The 16,463-nt window shown below is 73.9% G+C and carries 14 protein-coding genes; 10 read left to right on the plus strand and 4 right to left on the minus strand.

Annotated features, from left to right (window positions below; all coding sequences use genetic code 11):
- Position 1 precedes the first annotated feature (1 nt).
- The 9 genes from ABD340_RS41005 to ABD340_RS41045 all read left to right on the plus strand — a co-directional run bounded on the left by ABD340_RS41005 (position 2) and on the right by ABD340_RS41045 (position 9,053).
- Complete coding sequence (locus ABD340_RS41005; RefSeq protein WP_344596707.1) at positions 2-940, plus strand: hypothetical protein; 939 nt, start codon at positions 2-4, stop codon at positions 938-940.
- Complete coding sequence (locus tag ABD340_RS41010; RefSeq protein ID WP_344596708.1) at positions 941-2,242, plus strand: TadA family conjugal transfer-associated ATPase; 1,302 nt, start codon at positions 941-943, stop codon at positions 2,240-2,242. It begins immediately after the preceding gene.
- Positions 2,243-2,297: 55 nt separating this feature from the next.
- Positions 2,298-3,269: a type II secretion system F family protein gene (locus ABD340_RS41015; protein ID WP_344596709.1), complete on the plus strand. Its 972-nt coding sequence runs from the start codon at positions 2,298-2,300 to the stop codon at positions 3,267-3,269.
- A gap of 88 nt (positions 3,270-3,357) precedes the next feature.
- The gene (locus ABD340_RS41020) at positions 3,358-4,275 is read left to right on the plus strand and encodes a type II secretion system F family protein (RefSeq protein WP_344596711.1); all 918 of its coding nucleotides are present in this window, start codon (positions 3,358-3,360) and stop codon (positions 4,273-4,275) included.
- 44 nt (positions 4,276-4,319) lie between these two features.
- Positions 4,320-4,541 carry a Flp family type IVb pilin gene (locus tag ABD340_RS41025; protein WP_344596712.1) on the plus strand — a complete coding sequence of 74 codons (222 nt, stop codon included), beginning with the start codon at positions 4,320-4,322 and terminating at the stop codon, positions 4,539-4,541.
- Positions 4,541-4,975 carry a TadE/TadG family type IV pilus assembly protein gene (locus tag ABD340_RS41030; protein WP_344596714.1) on the plus strand — a complete coding sequence of 145 codons (435 nt, stop codon included), beginning with the start codon at positions 4,541-4,543 and terminating at the stop codon, positions 4,973-4,975. Before ABD340_RS41025 ends, ABD340_RS41030 begins: the two co-directional genes overlap by 1 nt.
- The gene (locus ABD340_RS41035) at positions 4,972-5,427 is read left to right on the plus strand and encodes a TadE/TadG family type IV pilus assembly protein (RefSeq protein ID WP_344596715.1); all 456 of its coding nucleotides are present in this window, start codon (positions 4,972-4,974) and stop codon (positions 5,425-5,427) included. The genes ABD340_RS41030 and ABD340_RS41035 overlap by 4 nt, the downstream gene beginning before the upstream one ends.
- The gene (locus ABD340_RS41040; RefSeq protein WP_344596716.1) at positions 5,424-5,858 is read left to right on the plus strand and encodes a TadE/TadG family type IV pilus assembly protein; all 435 of its coding nucleotides are present in this window, start codon (positions 5,424-5,426) and stop codon (positions 5,856-5,858) included. Before ABD340_RS41035 ends, ABD340_RS41040 begins: the two co-directional genes overlap by 4 nt.
- A gap of 9 nt (positions 5,859-5,867) precedes the next feature.
- Positions 5,868-9,053: a BTAD domain-containing putative transcriptional regulator gene (locus tag ABD340_RS41045; RefSeq protein WP_344596718.1), complete on the plus strand. Its 3,186-nt coding sequence runs from the start codon at positions 5,868-5,870 to the stop codon at positions 9,051-9,053.
- A 175-nt stretch (positions 9,054-9,228) separates the two neighbouring features.
- On the opposite strand, the gene ABD340_RS41050 is transcribed toward ABD340_RS41045, so the two are convergent.
- From ABD340_RS41050 to ABD340_RS41065, 4 genes are all read right to left on the minus strand, one after another.
- The gene (locus ABD340_RS41050; RefSeq protein WP_344596720.1) at positions 9,229-10,509 is read right to left on the minus strand and encodes a YncE family protein; all 1,281 of its coding nucleotides are present in this window, start codon (positions 10,507-10,509) and stop codon (positions 9,229-9,231) included.
- Between the two features lie 69 nt (positions 10,510-10,578).
- Positions 10,579-11,652, minus strand: a complete 1,074-nt coding sequence (locus tag ABD340_RS41055) for an NYN domain-containing protein (RefSeq protein WP_344596722.1) — start codon at positions 11,650-11,652, stop codon at positions 10,579-10,581.
- Positions 11,653-11,853: 201 nt separating this feature from the next.
- Positions 11,854-12,105 (minus strand): acyl-CoA carboxylase subunit epsilon, encoded by a 252-nt coding sequence (locus tag ABD340_RS41060; RefSeq protein WP_344596723.1) that lies wholly within the window; start codon positions 12,103-12,105, stop codon positions 11,854-11,856.
- Between the two features lie 34 nt (positions 12,106-12,139).
- The gene (locus ABD340_RS41065) at positions 12,140-13,738 is read right to left on the minus strand and encodes an acyl-CoA carboxylase subunit beta (RefSeq protein ID WP_344596725.1); all 1,599 of its coding nucleotides are present in this window, start codon (positions 13,736-13,738) and stop codon (positions 12,140-12,142) included.
- 100 nt (positions 13,739-13,838) lie between these two features.
- On the opposite strand from ABD340_RS41065, the gene ABD340_RS41070 reads away from it, so the two are divergent.
- A complete protein-coding gene (locus ABD340_RS41070) occupies positions 13,839-16,427 on the plus strand; it encodes a phosphoenolpyruvate carboxylase (protein WP_344596804.1) in 2,589 nt (862 codons plus the stop codon).
- The last annotated feature ends 36 nt before the right edge of the window (positions 16,428-16,463 follow it).

Raw genomic sequence — 16,463 nt, forward strand, 5'->3', positions numbered from 1 at the left:
CGTGGCACTCATCGCGCTCGCGGCCGACAAGGGGGCGCCGGGCGTCACGACGGCCGCCGTCGCCCTCGGCGCCGTCTGGCCGCGCCCGGTCCTGGTCGCCGAATGCGACCAGGGCGGCGGCGACCTGGTGTACCGGCTGCCCGCCGACGGCTCCGGAGGCGCCCGGGACGGCGGCATGCTCAACCCGTCCCGCGGGCTGCTCAGCCTGGCCGCCACCGCCCGCCGCGGCCTGCGCCCCGACCAGATCGCCGAGCACTGCCAGCGGCTGGTCGGCGGCCTGGACGTGCTGGTCGGCCTCACCAACGCCGAGCAGGCGCAGGCCATGACCTGGCTGTGGGGCCCGCTCGGCCGCGCCTTCGCCGGGCTGTCCCCGGTGGACGTGCTGGCCGACTGCGGGCGGCTGGGCGCCGGCTCCCCGCTGAACGACCTGCTGCGCGAGGCCGACATGGTGGTGCTGTTCACCCGCGCCACCCTGGAACAGGTCGCGCACCTGCGCGAACGGGTGTCGGCGCTGGCCGCCGAGCTGCGCGGCGGGCCGCCGATCGGGGTGATCGTGCTGGCCGATCCGCGCGACTTCCGCGCCTCGATCGCCGAGGTCGACCGCATCGTCGCCGGCGTCCAGAGCCGGCTGCGCGGCCAGGACGGCGCGCCCGCCGATGCCGACTACGGGCCCGCACCGCCGCCGGTGAGCGTGCTGGGCGGGCTGGCGCTCGACCTCAAGGGCGCCGAACTGCTGTCCGGAAGCTGGGGCGGGCGGCTCGACCGGTCGCTGCTGATCCGCTCGGCGCGCGAGGCCGCGGGCACGCTCGTCAGCCGCCTCGGCGCCGTCCGGCCCGCCGTCCAGCCCCCGGCTCCGCCTCCGCCCGGCGGCACCGTCCAGGACGTCCCGGCACGCCCGCTCCCGGACCCGCGGCAGCAGTACCAGGAAGGGAGGCTCTAGGTGGACCACGGCCTCGTCAAGCGGCTGCGCCAGGAGGTCGGCGACCGGCTGGCCCAGCAGCGGCGGCTGGACGCCTCCGGCGGCCTCCCGCCGATGACCGGTGAGGACGAGCGGCAGTTCGCCCGCGCCCTCATCGGCCAGGTGCTGGAGGAGTTCGCGCGCGGCGAGATCACCTCCGGGCGGCGCCCGCCGAACGCCGAAGAGGAGGAGGCGCTGGCCGCGGGCGTGCACGCCGCGCTGTTCGGCGTCGGACGACTCCAGCCGCTCCTGGAGGACCCGGAGATCGAGAACATCGACATCAACGGCTGCGACCGGGTCTTCATCGGGTACGCCGACGGCCGCGAGGTCATGGGCGAGCCGGTCGCGGAGAGCGACGAGGAGCTGGTCGAGCTCATCCAGATCCTCGCCGCCTACAGCGGGCTGTCGTCCCGGCCGTTCGACACCGCCAACCCGCAGCTCGACCTGCGCCTGCCCGACGGCTCCCGGCTGTCGGCGGTGATGGACGTGACGGTGCGGCCCGCGCTGTCGATCCGGCGCGCCCGGCTGGGCAAGGTGTTCCTGTCCGACCTGGTCGGCAACGGCACCTTCACCCCCGAGATCGGCCACTTCTTCAAGGCCGCCGTGCACGCCCGCAAGAACATCATGATCGCCGGGGCCACCAACGCCGGGAAGACCACGCTGCTGCGCGCCGTCGCCAACGAGATCCCCGCGCACGAGCGGCTGATCACCGTGGAGCGTGCGCTGGAGCTGGGCCTGGACGCCTTCCCCGAGCTGCACCCCAACTGCGTCGCGTTCGAGCAGCGGCTGCCCAACTCCGAGGGGCAGGGCGCGATCTCGATGGCCGAGCTGGTCCGCCGGTCGCTGCGGATGAACCCGTCCCGGGTGATCGTCGGCGAGGTGCTGGGCGACGAGATCGTCACCATGCTGAACGCGATGACGCAGGGCAACGACGGCTCGCTCTCGACCATCCACGCCAACTCCTCGATGGAGGTCTTCAACCGCATCGCCACCTACGCGATCCAGTCGGAGGAGCGGCTGCCGATCGAGGCCACGCACATGCTGATCGCGGGCGCCATCGAGTTCGTGGTGTTCATCGAGAAGCGCAACGACTACGCGCGCGGCGGCCGGCTGCGCCGGTTCGTCTCCAGCGTCCGCGAGGTGACCGGCGCGGACGGCCGGGTGCTGTCCTCGGAGGTCTTCGCCGCCGGACCGGACGGCATCGCCGTGCCCGCCGCGCCCATCGCCTGCGCCGACGACCTGGCCGAGTTCGGCTACGACACGTCCATCGGAGGTGCCTGGTGAGCGTGTCCCTGCGCGGCGCCGGCCTGCGTTGCCGGCGGCAGAGCGGGGTGCGGTGATGTACGCGCCCGATGTGCTGCTGGCCATCGCCGCCGGCGGGCTCGGCGGCGGCGGGATCCTGCTGCTGGTCCTGGCGATCCGGGGGATGCCCGCACGGTCGGGGCCGCCGCCCAAGCGCAGCCGCGAGGAGCTGGTGCGCACCCTCACCACCCGTACCGCGCTCGCGATCATCGTCGGGCTGGCGGTGCTGGTCGTCACCCGCTGGCCGATCGCCGCCGCCGGCACCGGCGTGCTCGTGCTGGCCTGGAACGGTCTCGCGGGCGGCGCCGCCGAGGAGCGGAAGAGCATGGCAAGGCTGGAGGCCCTCGCCGCCTGGACCGAGTCGCTGCGCGACACGATCGCCGGCGCGGTCGGTCTTGAGCAGGCCATTCCCGCCTCGCTGCGCGCTTCCTCGCCCGTCCTGCAGCAGCCGCTGCGCTCGCTGGTCGACCGGATGCACACCCGCGTCCCGCTGCCGGACGCGCTGCGCCGCTTCGCCGACGACCTGAACGACCCGTCCGCCGACCTGGTGATCGCCGCGCTGATCCTGAACGCCAAGCTGCGCGGCCCGGGGCTGCGCGACATGCTCGGCGCGCTGGCCACCTCCGCGCGGGCCGAACTGGACATGCGCCGCCGCGTCGAGGCCGACCGGCGCGCCACCCGCCGCAGCGTCCGCATCGTCGTCGGCGTCTCGGTCGGGACGGCGATCGGCCTGGCCGTCTTCAACCACTCCTACGTCGAGCCGTACGACGACCTCCTGGGCCAGCTGGTGCTGTGCCTGGTGATCGCGCTGTACGGGGCGGGCTTCCTGTGGCTGCGCCGTCTCGCCAAGTACGAGATGCCCAGCCGGTTCCTGACCACGTCGCGTGCGGCGCGTCCAGGCGACCCGGGCGAGGTGCCGACGACGTTCGCCGCGTTGCAGGCCAAGGGCGGCCAGAGCGTGCTGCGCGGGCGGCACGCCATGGACGCCGGAGGCGGTGGTGGGCAATGACTCATACCGCTGAGTCGGAATCGTTGTGCGCGGGATGCGAATGGTGTGAACATGGCCGGACGTCGCTTCTGTGTCGGGGTGGTGTGACGTGACCGGTCCGTTGCTCGCGGGCGCCATCGTGGGCGCCGGGCTCTACCTCTTCGTCCGCGCCATCTTCCCGGCCCGGCCGGGGCTGGCGGCGCGGCTGGCCGCCTTCGACGCCGCACGCCGCCGCGACCTGGAGGACGCGCAAGCCGGGCGGAAGTCGCCCACGCTCGACAAGGTCGGGACGCTGCGCGCCAAGGTCGGCGCGGAGCTGGCCCGGTACTGCGAGTCGCGCGGCTGGAAGCTGCGCTCGATCCGCGCGGACCTGGCCATCACCGAACGCTCGCTGGAAGGCTTCCTGGCCACCAAGTTCCTGCTGCCCGCGGGCGCGCTGCTGTTCATCCCGATCGTGGTGGCCTACTTCGCGCTGCTGGGCGCGGGGGTGTCGTTCCAGGTCCCGATGTGGATCTGCGTGTTCTTCGCGGTGCTGTTCTTCTTCTTCCCCGACATGCAGCTGCGGCAGGAGGCGGCCTCGCGGCGGCAGGACTTCCGGCACGTCGTCGGCGCGTTCCTCGACCTGGTGTCGATGAACCTGGCCGGCGGCCGGGGCGTGCCCGAGGCGCTGATGACCGCGTCCGGGGTGGGCGAGGGGTGGGCGATGCACCGGATCCGGGACGCCCTGTCCAACGCCCGCATCACCGGGCAGACGCCGTGGCAGGCGCTGGGCCGGCTCGGCGACGAGCTCGACATCGCCGAGCTGCGCGACATGGCCGGCGCGCTGGCGCTGGTCGCCGACGACGGCGCGCAGATCCGCAAGTCGCTGGCGGCTCGGGCCGCCTCGATGCGCAGCCGCGAGCTGTCGGAGCTGGAGGGCAAGGCGGGCGAGCGGTCCCAGTCGATGCTGGTCGCCCAGCTCCTGCTCTGCGCCGCGTTCCTGGTCTTCCTCGCCTACCCCGCGCTGATGCGGGTCATGGCGGCCTGACAAACAGAACAGTTCGCAAACCTCGTACCCCTGAAGGAGGATGTGTGGGTCCTTTGAATCCCTGGAACGACCCGGTCGTCGTCTACCTGCGGGCCATGGTCGGCAGCCGCGTCGACCGGCTCCGCAACGAGCCGGACCGGAGCAAGGGGGCCTCGGCGATCGAATGGGCGATCATCACCGCGATCCTCGCCGTCATCGCGATCACCATCGGCGCGACGATCCGGAACCTGATCGTCAACAAGGCCAACAGCATCCGGACCGAGTAGTGGCGGCGCGGCGCCGCGAACCGGGCGACCGCGGGGCTTCGTCGATCGAATGGGCGTTGCTGACGCCGATCCTGATCCTGGTGATGCTGGCCGTGGTGCAGTTCGCGATGGTGTACCACGCGCGCCATGTCGCGCTGGCGTCCGCGCAGGCGGGCGCGCGGGTGGCCCGTACCCAGCCGGTCGGAGGCGGCTGGGAGGGCGCGGCCGAGGAGAAGGCCGCCGGCGACGTGCAGAAGATCGGCCGCAACCTCATCAGCGGGTTGCGGGTGAGCAGCGGCGAGACCGGCGACCAGCGCTGGGTGGAGGTGAGCGGCGAGGCGGTGCGCGTCGTGCCGTTCATGACCTTCCGCGTGTCGCAGCGGTCGCAGGGCCCCATCGAATGCTTCCGCCCGGACGTGGGCGAGGGCGTGGCGTGCGGGGGAGGCGCTCAATGAGACCGTTCCACCGCCTTCGTGCGAGGCCCGACCGGGGCTCGATGTCGATGGAGATGGTGCTGGTCACGCCCCTGTTCGTGGTGTTCCTCATGCTGCTGGCCGGGGCGGGCCGGATGGTGGACGCGCAGAGCCAGGTCGACGGCGCCGCCCGCGACGCGGTGCGGTCCGCGTCCATCGCCCGCAGCGCCGGCGGCGCGGAGCGGCTCGCGCAGGAGGCCGCGTCCGCCAACCTCAACGGGCGCGACTGGTGCGCGGGCGGCCCGGTCGTGGTCACCGACACCACCGACTGGGGGCCGGGCGGACGCGTCGCCGTGACCATCACCTGCGACGTGGATCTGGCCGACCTGTCGTTCATCGGGCTGCCCGGCAGCAAGACGCTGCGCGGCAAGGCGCTCGCGCCGATCGACACCTTCACCTACCGCGGCGGCGGCAACCCCGGGGACGCCGGATGATCCGCCGCACGCCGGGGACGCCGCGCGACCGCGGGACGATCGGCATGTACGTCGTGCTGTTCACCCCGGCGGTGTTCCTGCTGGCCGGGCTGCTGGTGGACGGCGGCCTGGCGATCCACGCCCGGCAGCGCGCGGCGGACATGGCCGAGCAGGCCGCGCGGGCGGGCGCGAACGAGATCGACACCGACGCGCTGCGGCGCACCGGGGAGCCGGTGATCGACCCGGGCCGGGCCCGGGCCGCGGCGTGCGATCTGGTGGCGAGCCACGACGACGAGGTGACCGGCTCGCGCTGCGACGCCGACGAGGAGCAGGTGGACGTGACCGTGCAGCTGACGGTGCGGCTCCAGCTGCTCGGCATTGTGCCGGGGATGGGGGAGTTTACGATGACCTCGACGGCGTCCGCCCATCCAGTCACCGACGAGGATCAGTAGGGGACCCCGATGACGGCACGGCACGCAGGCGGCAGGCGGTCCGAGGGCGTCCGGGACGCCTCGGGAAGGCGGCTGGGGCAGGGCGCCCCCGAGCCCGTGCGGGTGCGCGGGCGGCGCGGCGCGGGCGACGTGCTCGCCGGCCTGGGGGCGCTGGCCGCGCTGGTGGCGCTGCTGGCCGGGGTGCCGTTCGCGCTGCTGACGTTCTTCGACTCGCCGATCCCCGACAGCGTGCCGACGCTGTCGGACCTGTCCCAGCCGATCGGGGACAGCACGCTGATCCCGATCCTGGTCGTGCTGGTCTGGCTGGCGTGGCTGCAGCTGGCGCTGTGCGTGATCGTGGAGGTGTACGCCGGGATCCGCGGGGTGGGCGTCCCGGCCCGGGTGCCGCTGGCGGGCGGTACGCAGTCGCTGGTGCACCGGCTGGTGGTCGCGGCGCTGCTGCTGTTCACCGCGACCACCGCGATCGTGCCCGCGTTCAGCGGCCGGGACCTGCACCAGCGGCCGCCGCAGACCCAGTCGCAGGAGTTTCAGCCGATCGCGGTGGCGCCGGAGCTTCCGATGGAGCGGGCGCCCGGCGCCGCGCAGGCCGCCGCCCCGGCCGTCCAGCCGATGGAGAAGGCCGCCACGACGAAGATCTACCGGGTGCAGCCGCCGGAGGGACGGCACCACGAGAGCCTCTGGGAGATCGCCGACAAGTGCCTGGGCGAGGGCCGCCGCTACAAGGAGATCTTCGAGCTCAACAAGGGCCATGTGCAGCCGGACGGCAGCAGGCTGAACATCGCCAGCCTGATCCGGCCCGGCTGGATCCTGGAGATGCCGGCGGACGCCAAGCACGCCGAGGTCATCCCGGCGAAGGATCTGGACGACTACTTCCGCCACGGTCACGCCGTCCCGGACAAGGCCCCGGCCGCCGAGCCGCAGCCGGACCGTCAGCCCGCGCCCGCGCCGAAGCCCGACGACCGCAAGCCCGAGCCCGACCCGGAGCAGAAGCCGGGTGCGGAGAAGCCGGGCGCGGAGAAGCCGGGCGCGCAGATTCCGGGTGTGGAAGTGCCCGGATCGGAGGTCCCCGACGGGGGCGTGCCCGAGGACCCGCCTCCCCCGCCGGAGCAGACCGGCCCCGAACTGCCGTCCACGCAGGCGCCGCCGCCCGAGCAACCGGCGCAGCAGCCGTCCCAGCCGGCGCCCCGCCCGGACGGCGAGCTCGGCGGCGGTGCGGGCACCGGCGGCGCCACCGTCCCGGGCCGCGACACCGCTCGCGCCCACGACACCGCGCTGCCGTTCGACCTCGGCTGGCCGCAGGGCCTGGCGGCCGCGTCGCTGCTGGCCGCCGGGGTGCTCAGCGCGCTCGGCCGGCGCCGCCGCACGCAGATGTGGCACCGCGCGTTCGGGCACATGATCGCGCGGCCCAAGGGCGCGGCCGCGCTGACCGAGCAGGCGCTGCGCGTCGGCGCCGACGAGGACGCCACCCGCCTGCTCGACCTGGGGCTGCGGCACCTGTCGAAGTCGATGGCGGCGGGCGGCCGGGCGCTGCCCACGGTGTACGGGGTGCACCTGGGCTCCGGCAGCCTGGACCTGTGGATCGCGCCCGCCGACCGCAACCCGCCCGCCCCCTGGCAGGCCTTCGACGACGGCCAGGTGTGGCGGCTGCACGCCGGTGCGCTCGCCGCGCTGGACGAGGCCGACCTCGCCGACGTGCTCGCCCCCTACCCAGGGCTGGTCTCCATCGGCACCAACGCGGGCGGCCGGATCCTGGTCGACCTGGAGGCCGCGCACGGCCTGATCGCGCTGCGCGGCCCGGTGGAGTCCCGGCGCGCGGTGCTGGCCGCGCTGGCGCTGGAGCTGGCCACCAACCGCTGGTCCGACCACATGCGGATCACGCTGGTGGGCTTCGGCGGCGAGCTGGGCGAGACGCTGGCGGAGATCGCGCCGGACCGGGTCCGCACCGTGGCCACGCTGGAGGAGGCGCTGCCCGAGCTGGAGGGGCGCGGCGAGGAGGTGCGGCAGGCGCTGGCGGCGTCCGGGATGGACTCGGTGCTCACCGGGCGCAGCCGCGGCGTGTTCGGCGAGGCCTGGATGCCGCACTACCTGATCATGGCGGACGAGCCGTCCGAGCGGGACGCCGACCGGCTGGTCGCGCTGGCCCGCACCGGCACCCGGATGGCGGCGGGGTACCTGGTGCCCGGCGACGTCCAGGGCGCGACCTGGACGTGGGACGTGGACGCCGAGGGGCGGCTCCAGGCGGGCGTGCTCGGCTTCGAGGTGGACGCGCAGCTGGTCCCCGAGGAGCACTACCGCGGCCTGGGCGAGCTGTTCCGCGGCGCGTCGCGGCTGGAGTCGGTGCCGCTGCCCGACCTGGCCCCCGTGGCGGACGACGACCTGGGCGGCCCCGGCGAGCCGACGGTGGCCGGGGTGCCCGGCGCGCCGGGCGGGCAGCAGCAGGCGTCGGCCGACATCAAGGTCCTCGGGCCGATCGAGGTCGACGCACCCGGGCCGATGGACGAGAGCAGGCGGGCGCTGTGCACCGAGGTCCTGGTGTACCTGGCGGCGCACCCGGGCGGCGTCCACCCGACCGTGCTGGGCGGGGCGATCTGGCCGCGCGGCGTCAGCGCCGGGGTGCGCGACGCCTGCGTGGCGCGGGTGTCGGACTGGCTCGGCCGCGACGCCCGCGGCCGGCCCAACCTGTACTACGACGACCGCGGCCGGATCCGGCTGGGCTCGGAGGTGCGGGTCGACTGGGCGGTGTTCCGCTGGCTGGTGTGGCGGTCGGCGGCCGAGCCCGCGTCCGAGACCGCCTACATGTCGTACGCGCTGGACCTGGTGCGCGGCCCGGTGCTGGCCGACCGGCCGCGCGGCCGGTACGGCTGGCTGGCCGCCGACGACCTGGAGTACGAGGCGACCGCCCGGGTCATCGACGTCGCGCACCGGCTGGTGGTGCTGCGGCTGGACGAGGGCGACGTGCGGGGCGCGGTCGGCGCGGCCCGCGCCGGGCTGCGGCTCGCCCCCGACGACGAGGGCCTGTGGCGCGACCTGCTGCGCGCCACGCACGCCACCGGAGACCAGACCCAGGTGCAGATCGCCGTCGACGAGCTGCGCAACCGCGTGGGCCGCGACCCGCTTCTCGACCAGCTCCAGCCGGAGACCGAGGCCCTGGTCGAGGAGCTCCTCCCGCAGTGGCGCCAGGTAGCCGCCAGCTGACGCTGTGTTTATTTCAATCCCGGCCCAGGGTGCTCGCCTGGCGGCTCGCACCCTGACCGTGCTTGGTGCGAGCGCGACATCGCTTCGCGATCTGGCCGGTGACGCTCGCCTCCGGCGTCGCGTCGCCGGCCAGGTAGCGCGCTCGCGCGGGACCTGAGGCCACGTCGAGACGGCATCAGCGGTAGAGGCCGGGCCCGCCCAGCGAGTAGCGGGCCGGCTGCGGGTAGACGCACGGGTTTCCGGGGCGCCCCCCGACCCGGACCGCGTACAGGGGACGGCCCGTGCCGGTCGACAGCGCGTACACCGTGCCCGCCGCCGGGTCGGACAGCCAGAGCGCCGTGCCGTCGGCGGACACCCCGCCCGGCACCGCCGCCTGCCCGCTGGGCAGCCGCCACAGGTGGGAGACGCGCCGGGTGGCCAGGTCGAGCGAGGAGACCGTCCCGTCGCCGCCCAGCACGTACAGCAGGCGCGAGCCGCGGCCGAGGACCAGGGCGTGCGCGCCGGGCCCGGTGGGGACGAAGCCGGTCGTCCGGAAGCGCGCGGCGTCGACCAGCCACAGGCCGCCCTTGGCGGCGTCGGCGACGTAGAAGGTGGTGCCGTCCGGGGACAGCCGCAGATCGACCGGGCGGGCCCCGGCGGGCAGCCGCAGCGTCCCGGTGACGGTCCGCCGGGACGGGTCCACGCGGACCACGCCGCCGGTGGCGGGGCACGGGGTGACCAGGAACGACGCGTCGGCGGCGAAGTCGGCGCGGAGCGCGCCCGCGCATGGCAGCCGCAGTGCGCCCAGCGGCCGCATCGTGTGCGGGTCGCGGAAGTCGATGCGGGCCAGCCGGCCCACCATGAGGAGCGCGGCGCGGCCGTCCGGGGTGAAGTAGAGCGGCCCGGGACGGGCGATCCGCAGCGCCCTGCCGCGGTGCGCGTAGCGGGGGCCGATGGGCTGGAGCAGGCCGTGGTCCAGATCGGAGATCCAGAGCCGGCGCAGGTCCCAGCCGGGGACGATCAGGGACGGCGTGCCGCCGGTGCGGACGCGGCCGAGCAGCCGTCCGGTGCGCTGGTCGATGACGTCGGCGGTGCCGGTGGCGGCGTTGGGGACGAACACCCGGGGCGGCAGGTTCCGGGCGGCGGGGCCGAGCATGCCGGGGCCGGTCGCGGCGTACACGTCGAGGCCGGGGGCGGCGGCGGTGCCGGCGTCGCGGCCTCCCCGGCGGGCCGCGTCGGGGTGTGAGGCGTGCGTGTCGGCCGGGTACGGCGCGGGGCCGCCCAGCGCGATCGTCGGGGCGTCCGGGGCGCCGTGTCCCGGCGGGTGGAACGGCACCGGCGACTCGCATCCGGCCGTCGGCAGCGCCGCCGCGACCAGGAGGGCGACGGCGGCGGCCGCCCGGCCGGGACGCGGCCGCGGGCCGCGCGGCGCCGTGCGGTGTGCCGTGCGCTGCTGTGTGCGACATGCCCCCATCACGGGCGGGACTGTACCGCTTCCGGCACTCCCCGTGTACGGCTCATCACCAAACGCGTAGGCGGGCGGGCCTCAACCGGACTTGCCGATGCCGATCCCGAACTCGCGGTAGACCCGCTCCCAGAAGCCGTCCCGCAGCCAGGTGCGCGCCTCCTGGTAGGGGCGGAGCGAGCCGCCGAGCTCCTTCTCCGCCTCGATCAGCAGTTCCTTGTCGATCACCGGCGGCAGGATCGGGCCGGGCAGCAGGTCGCGGATGTTGTCGCGGCCGCGCTCGAACAGCCACTTCTGCGCGACATGCTCGCCGATCTCCAGCATGGAGTCGCGGTCGGGGCCGAGCTTGCCGTCGGTGGGGGCCGGCGCGGCGGTGGAGTTCATCGACGCGGCGACCGTGGCCGGGGACGCGGGCGCGCCGGCCGTGGCCGGGACGCCGCCCGCGCGGACGCCCGCCGCCACGTGCGACGGCTTGACCGCCGGGGTGCGGCCCGCGAACACCTGCGACGGCGACGGGACGGCGGGGGTGCGCCCCGCGGCGGCCGCGTCGCGGACGGCGGGCGCGGCGGCGCCTGCGGGCACGGGCAGGACCTTGGCCTTGGTGAAGTAGGGGCGGAGGAAATCGGCCGGTAGCACCTCGACAGTGTCGGACTCCCACACCAGCCACTCGGCCTGGTTGGAGCCGTGCGTGGGCTCCACCCCCCACAGGTGGACGCGCACGCCGTAACGCTGGGCCGCCTCCACCGCGGGCAGCATGTCCTCGTCGCCCGCCAGCAGCACCGCGTCGGTGATCGCCCGGTGCCGGGCCAGCGCCTCCAGGTCGGCGCGCAACTGGGCGTCCACGCCCTTCTGCTGGCCCTGCGCGTTCAGGTTGCCCAGCCGCAGCTTCACCAGCGGCAGATTGGCGATCACCCGCTGGTCGACGGTCGGCTGCCTTTTGGGCGCCGCGTCGAACCAGTAGACGCGCAGCAACTCGCCCAACAGCTGGCTGTCGGCATGGCTGGTCAATGCCTTGATGAGCTTCTCCGCCGCGACCCGGTACTCGCGCCGCGAGCTACAGCCCAATAGCAGCGCACCGGAGGCCGCGTAGAGGTATCCCGCGTCGACGAATACGGCGTAGCGAGCGGGCTGTGGAACGAACTCCGAGGTGGCCATGGCCTTTCACCTTATTCGTGCACGGGCCTGTCCTGGGCGCGAACCACGGTTAGATGTCCTTCGAGCCTGCTCCAAGGCGCGCCGTCCACAAGGGTTCTGCCTGCGTTACTCCACGTTACGCCGGGTGTGCGGCCGATGAACGAGCGGCACCCTTATGCCCCGGGGAAATGTGGAATGTCGGCCGCCCGGAATGGCGCCGGATCAGCGCGGGAACGCGCTGGCCCGCCAGGCGCCCGGACCGCGGGGCCGCCGCCCTTCCGCGACGGGCCCGCGCAGCATCCGGGAACGGTCGGCCCAGCCGGAGACCCGCCCGGCCCCGGCCTTGGACGGCTCCGCCGCCGCGGCGTGCGCGCGGGCGCGTGCCGTCAGCACCGCCACCAGGGCCGCGACCTCCTCCGGGGTGGCGTCGCCCCGGACGATCTGCAGGAACGGCCGATCGGCGGTGCTGCTCACATCGCCTCCTTAACGGCGTGTCGCGTCATTCTGCTCAGAGCGGGATGTTGCCGTGCTTCTTCGGCGGCAGCGTCTTGCGCTTCTCGCGCAGCGACCGCAGCGCCCGGATGATCTGCCCCCGGGTCTCCGACGGCTTGATCACGTTGTCGATGTAGCCGCGCTCGGCCGCGATGTACGGGTTGGCCAGCGTGTCCTCGTACTCGGTGATCAGCTCGGCGCGGCGGGAGTCCGGATCGTGCGCGGCGGCCAGCTCGCGCCGGTACAGGATGTTGACCGCGCCCTGCGCGCCCATCACCGCGATCTGCGCGGTCGGCCAGGCCAGGTTGATGTCCGCGCCGAGGTGCTTGGAGCCCATGACGTCGTACGCGCCGCCGTACGCCTTCCGGGTGATCACGGTGACCAGCGGGACGGTCGCCTCGGCGTAGGCGTACAGCAGCTTGGCGCCGCGCCGGATGATCCCGTTCCACTCCTGGTCGGTGCCGGGCAGGAAGCCGGGCACGTCGACGAAGGTGAGCACCGGGATGTTGAAGGCATCGCAGGTCCGGACGAACCGGGCGGCCTTCTCCGAGGCGTGGATGTCCAGCGTCCCGGCGAACTGCATCGGCTGGTTGGCGACCACGCCGACCGAATGCCCCTCGACCCGGCCGAACCCGACCACGATGTTGGGCGCGTACAGCTCCTGGACCTCCAGGAACTCCCCGTCGTCCAGCACGTGCTCGAGCACGGTGTGCATGTCGTACGGCTGGTTCGGCGAGTCCGGGATGAGCGCGTCCAGCTCCCCGTCGGCCTCCGCCTCGTCCAGGTCGACGGCGAGGTCGAACGCGGGCGGGTCGGCGAGGTTGTTGGACGGCAGGTAGGACAGCAGCGCCTTGACGTACTCGATCGCGTCGTCCTCGTCGGAGCCCTGGTAGTGCGCCACGCCCGACCGGGTGTTGTGCGAATGCGCGCCGCCCAGCTCCTCCATGGTCACCGTCTCGCCGGTGACCGTCTTGATCACGTCCGGGCCGGTGATGAACATGTGCGAGGTCTGGTCGACCATGACGATGAAGTCGGTGATCGCGGGGGAGTACACCGCGCCGCCCGCGCACGGGCCCATGACCAGCGAGATCTGCGGGATGACCCCGGAGGCGTGCACGTTCCGCTTGAAGATCTCGGCGTACAGGCCGAGCGCGACCACGCCCTCCTGGATCCGCGCGCCACCGGAGTCGTTGATCCCGATCACCGGGCAGCCGGTCTTGATCGCGTGATCCATGACCTTGCAGATCTTCTCCCCGAACACCTCGCCGAGGGAGCCGCCGGAGACGGTGAAGTCCTGGCTGAAGACCGCGACGTGCCGGCCGTCGACCGTGCCGTACCCGGTGACGACGCCGTCCCCGTACGGCCGGCTCTTCTCCATCCCGAAGTTGGTGGAGCGGTGCCGCGCCATCTCGTCGAACTCCACGAACGAGCCGGGGTCCAGCAGCGCGCCGATCCGCTCCCGGGCGGTCATCTTGCCCTTGGCGTGCTGCTTCTCGACCGCGCGCGCCGAGCCCGCGTGCACGGCCTCGTACCGGCGCCGTTCCAGGTCCGCGATCTTTCCCGCGGTGGTGTGGACGTCGGTCTCCGCCGCGGGTTCAGGAGCTTCCATCGCCATGCCGGTCAGAGTAACCGGTGGGCCGCCGCGCGATCGGCGCCGGGGCGGCCCATACCCTGGTCGCGTGGCTACGAACACGCGCGACACCCTCCGGCAGGACATGCCCGAACCGCTGCGCCGCGATGTGCGGCTGCTCGGCGCCATGCTCGGCGACGGGCTGGTCGAGTACGGCGGCCAGGGGCTGCTGGACGACGTCGAGCGGCTCCGGCACGCCGTGATCGCCGCCCGCCGCGGCGAGATCGACGGCGCGGAGGTGGCGGCCATGGTCGACGGCTGGTCGCTGGAACGCGCCGAACTGGTCGCCCGCGCGTTCACCGTCTACTTCCACCTGACCAACCTGGCCGAGGAGCACCACCGGATCCGGACGCTGCGGGAACGTGACAACCGGGACGAGACGGTGTCCGGCTCGGCGGCCGCGGCGGTCGAGGGGATCCGGGCGTCCGCCGGCCGGCCGGCGGAGGTGGTCGAGGGCCTGGAGTTCCGCCCGGTCTTCACCGCGCACCCGACCGAGGCGCGCCGCCGCGCCGTGGTCACCTCGATCCAGCGGGTCAGCGACCTGCTGGCGAGGCTGAACGCGGCGCCGGGCGCGAGCGAGGCCCGCGAACTGGAGCGGCGGCTGCGGGAGGAGATCGACCTGCTGTGGCGGACCGCGCTGCGCCGGCACGCCCAGATGGACCCGCTGGACGAGGTCCGCACCGCGATGGCCGCCTTCAACGAGACGATCTTCCGGACCGTCCCGGAGATCTACCGCGCGCTGGACGCCGCGCTCGACCCGGAGGGCGCCGGCACCCGTCCCCCGAAGGCCCGCGCGTACCTGCGGCTGGGCAGCTGGATCGGCGGCGACCGGGACGGCAACCCGTACGTGACCGCGCAGGTCACCCGGGACGCGGTGATGATCCAGGCCGAGCACGTGCTGCGCGCCCTGGAGGCGGCCTGCGACCGGATCGGCCGCGAGCTGACCGCGCACGCCTCCACCACGCCGCCCTCGCCCGCGCTGCGCGAGGCGCTGGCCGCCGCCCGCACCGCCCAGCCCGGCGTGATCGGCGAGATCGCCAAGCGGTCCCCGGACGAGCCGCACCGCCAGTTCCTGCTGTACGCCGCCGCCCGGATCGCCGCCACCCGCCGCCGCGACGCCGACCTTTCTTACGGCTCGCCCGACGAACTCCTGGACGACCTGCTGATCGTGCGCGCGTCGCTGGCCGAGGCCGGCGCGTCCCGGCTCGCCTACGGCCGCGTCCAGAACCTGGTTTGGCAGGTCGAGACGTTCGGCTTCCACCTGGCCGAACTGGAGATCCGCCAGCACTCGGAGGTCCACGAGAAGGCCCTCGCCGAGGTCAGAGCCGGCGAATCTCTCTCCGAGGCGTCGGAGGAGGTCCTGGAGACCCTCCGCGTCGTCGCGTGGATCCAGGGGCGGTTCGGCGTGCGGGCGTGCAGCCGCTACATCGTGTCGTTCACCCGGTCCGCCGGCGACATCGCCGCCGTCCACGAACTGGCCGCCTCCCTCGGCGAGCACGCGCCCGTCCTGGACGTCATCCCGCTGTTCGAGACCGGCGAGGACCTCGAACGCGCCCCCGCCGTCCTGGACGGCATGCTGGAGATCCCGGCCGTCCAGCGCCGCCTCGCCGACACCGGCCGCCGCCTGGAGGTCATGCTCGGCTACTCCGACTCGGCCAAGCAGCTCGGCCCCACCAGCGCCACGCTGCGCCTGTACGACACCCAGGAGGCCCTGACCTCCTGGGCCGCCGCCAACGACATCACGCTGACGCTCTTCCACGGCCGCGGCGGCTCCCTCGGCCGCGGCGGCGGCCCCGCCAACCGCGCCATCCTCGCCCAGGCCCCCGGCTCGGTGGCCGGCCGGTTCAAGGTCACCGAACAGGGTGAGGTGATCTTCGCCCGGTACGGGCACCCGCAGATCGCCCGCCGCCATGTCGAACAGGTCACCAACGCGGTGCTGCTGGCCTCGACCGACGCCGTCCAGGACCGGGCCAGGAAGGCCGCCGCCCGCTACCGCCCGCTGGCCGACAAGATCAGCGACGCTGCCCGCGCCGCGTTCCGGTCCCTGATCGAGACCGACGGCTTCGCCGCGTGGTTCGCCCGCGTCAGCCCGCTCGAAGAGATCGCCGAACTGCGCATCGGCTCCCGTCCCGCCCGCCGCAAGGCCGCCCGCGGCCTGGAAGACCTCCGCGCCATCCCCTGGGTCTTCGCCTGGACGCAGACCCGCGTCAACCTCCCCGGCTGGTACGGCCTGGGCAGCGGCCTCGCCGCCGTCTCCGGCGAAGGCCAGGACCTGGACGAGCTACGGGAGGCGTACGAGGCCTGGCCCCTGTTCAACACGCTCCTCGACAACGCCGAGATGAGCCTGGCCAAGTCCGACCGCGCGATCGCCGAACGCTACCTGACCCTGGGCGGACGGCCCGAGCTGACCGAGACCGTCCTGGCCGAGTACGACCGGACCCGGTCCCTAGTCCTCGCCGTCACCGGCCACGACCGGCTCCTGGAGAACCGCAAGGTCCTCTCCCGCGCCGTCGAACTCCGCAACCCGTACGTGGACGCCCTCTCCCACCTCCAACTACGCGCCCTGGCAGCCCTACGCGCAGGCGTGTCGGACGAGACAGAACGAGAGCACCTGGAAGAACTCCTCCTGCTCTCCGTCAACGGCGTTGCAGCCGGCCTCCAGAACACAGGCTGACGACGTCTCCGTAAGACAATTCGTATTGCGTGACGT

Origin of the sequence: Actinomadura vinacea (genome assembly GCF_039532545.1) — a bacterium.
GTDB lineage: Bacteria > Actinomycetota > Actinomycetes > Streptosporangiales > Streptosporangiaceae > Spirillospora > Spirillospora vinacea.

Bases quoted from the DNA above. Each gene is read 5' to 3' on its own strand.
- ABD340_RS41070 (WP_344596804.1), top strand. From the start codon at position 13,839: ATGCCCGAACCGCTGCGCCGCGATGTGCGGCTGCTCGGCGCCATGCTC.
- ABD340_RS41055 (WP_344596722.1), bottom strand. From the start codon at position 11,652: ATGGCCACCTCGGAGTTCGTTCCACAGCCCGCTCGCTACGCCGTATTC.
- ABD340_RS41045 (WP_344596718.1), top strand. From the start codon at position 5,868: ATGACGGCACGGCACGCAGGCGGCAGGCGGTCCGAGGGCGTCCGGGAC.
- ABD340_RS41015 (WP_344596709.1), top strand. From the start codon at position 2,298: ATGTACGCGCCCGATGTGCTGCTGGCCATCGCCGCCGGCGGGCTCGGC.
- ABD340_RS41065 (WP_344596725.1), bottom strand. From the start codon at position 13,738: ATGGCGATGGAAGCTCCTGAACCCGCGGCGGAGACCGACGTCCACACC.
- ABD340_RS41040 (WP_344596716.1), top strand. From the start codon at position 5,424: ATGATCCGCCGCACGCCGGGGACGCCGCGCGACCGCGGGACGATCGGC.
- ABD340_RS41035 (WP_344596715.1), top strand. From the start codon at position 4,972: ATGAGACCGTTCCACCGCCTTCGTGCGAGGCCCGACCGGGGCTCGATG.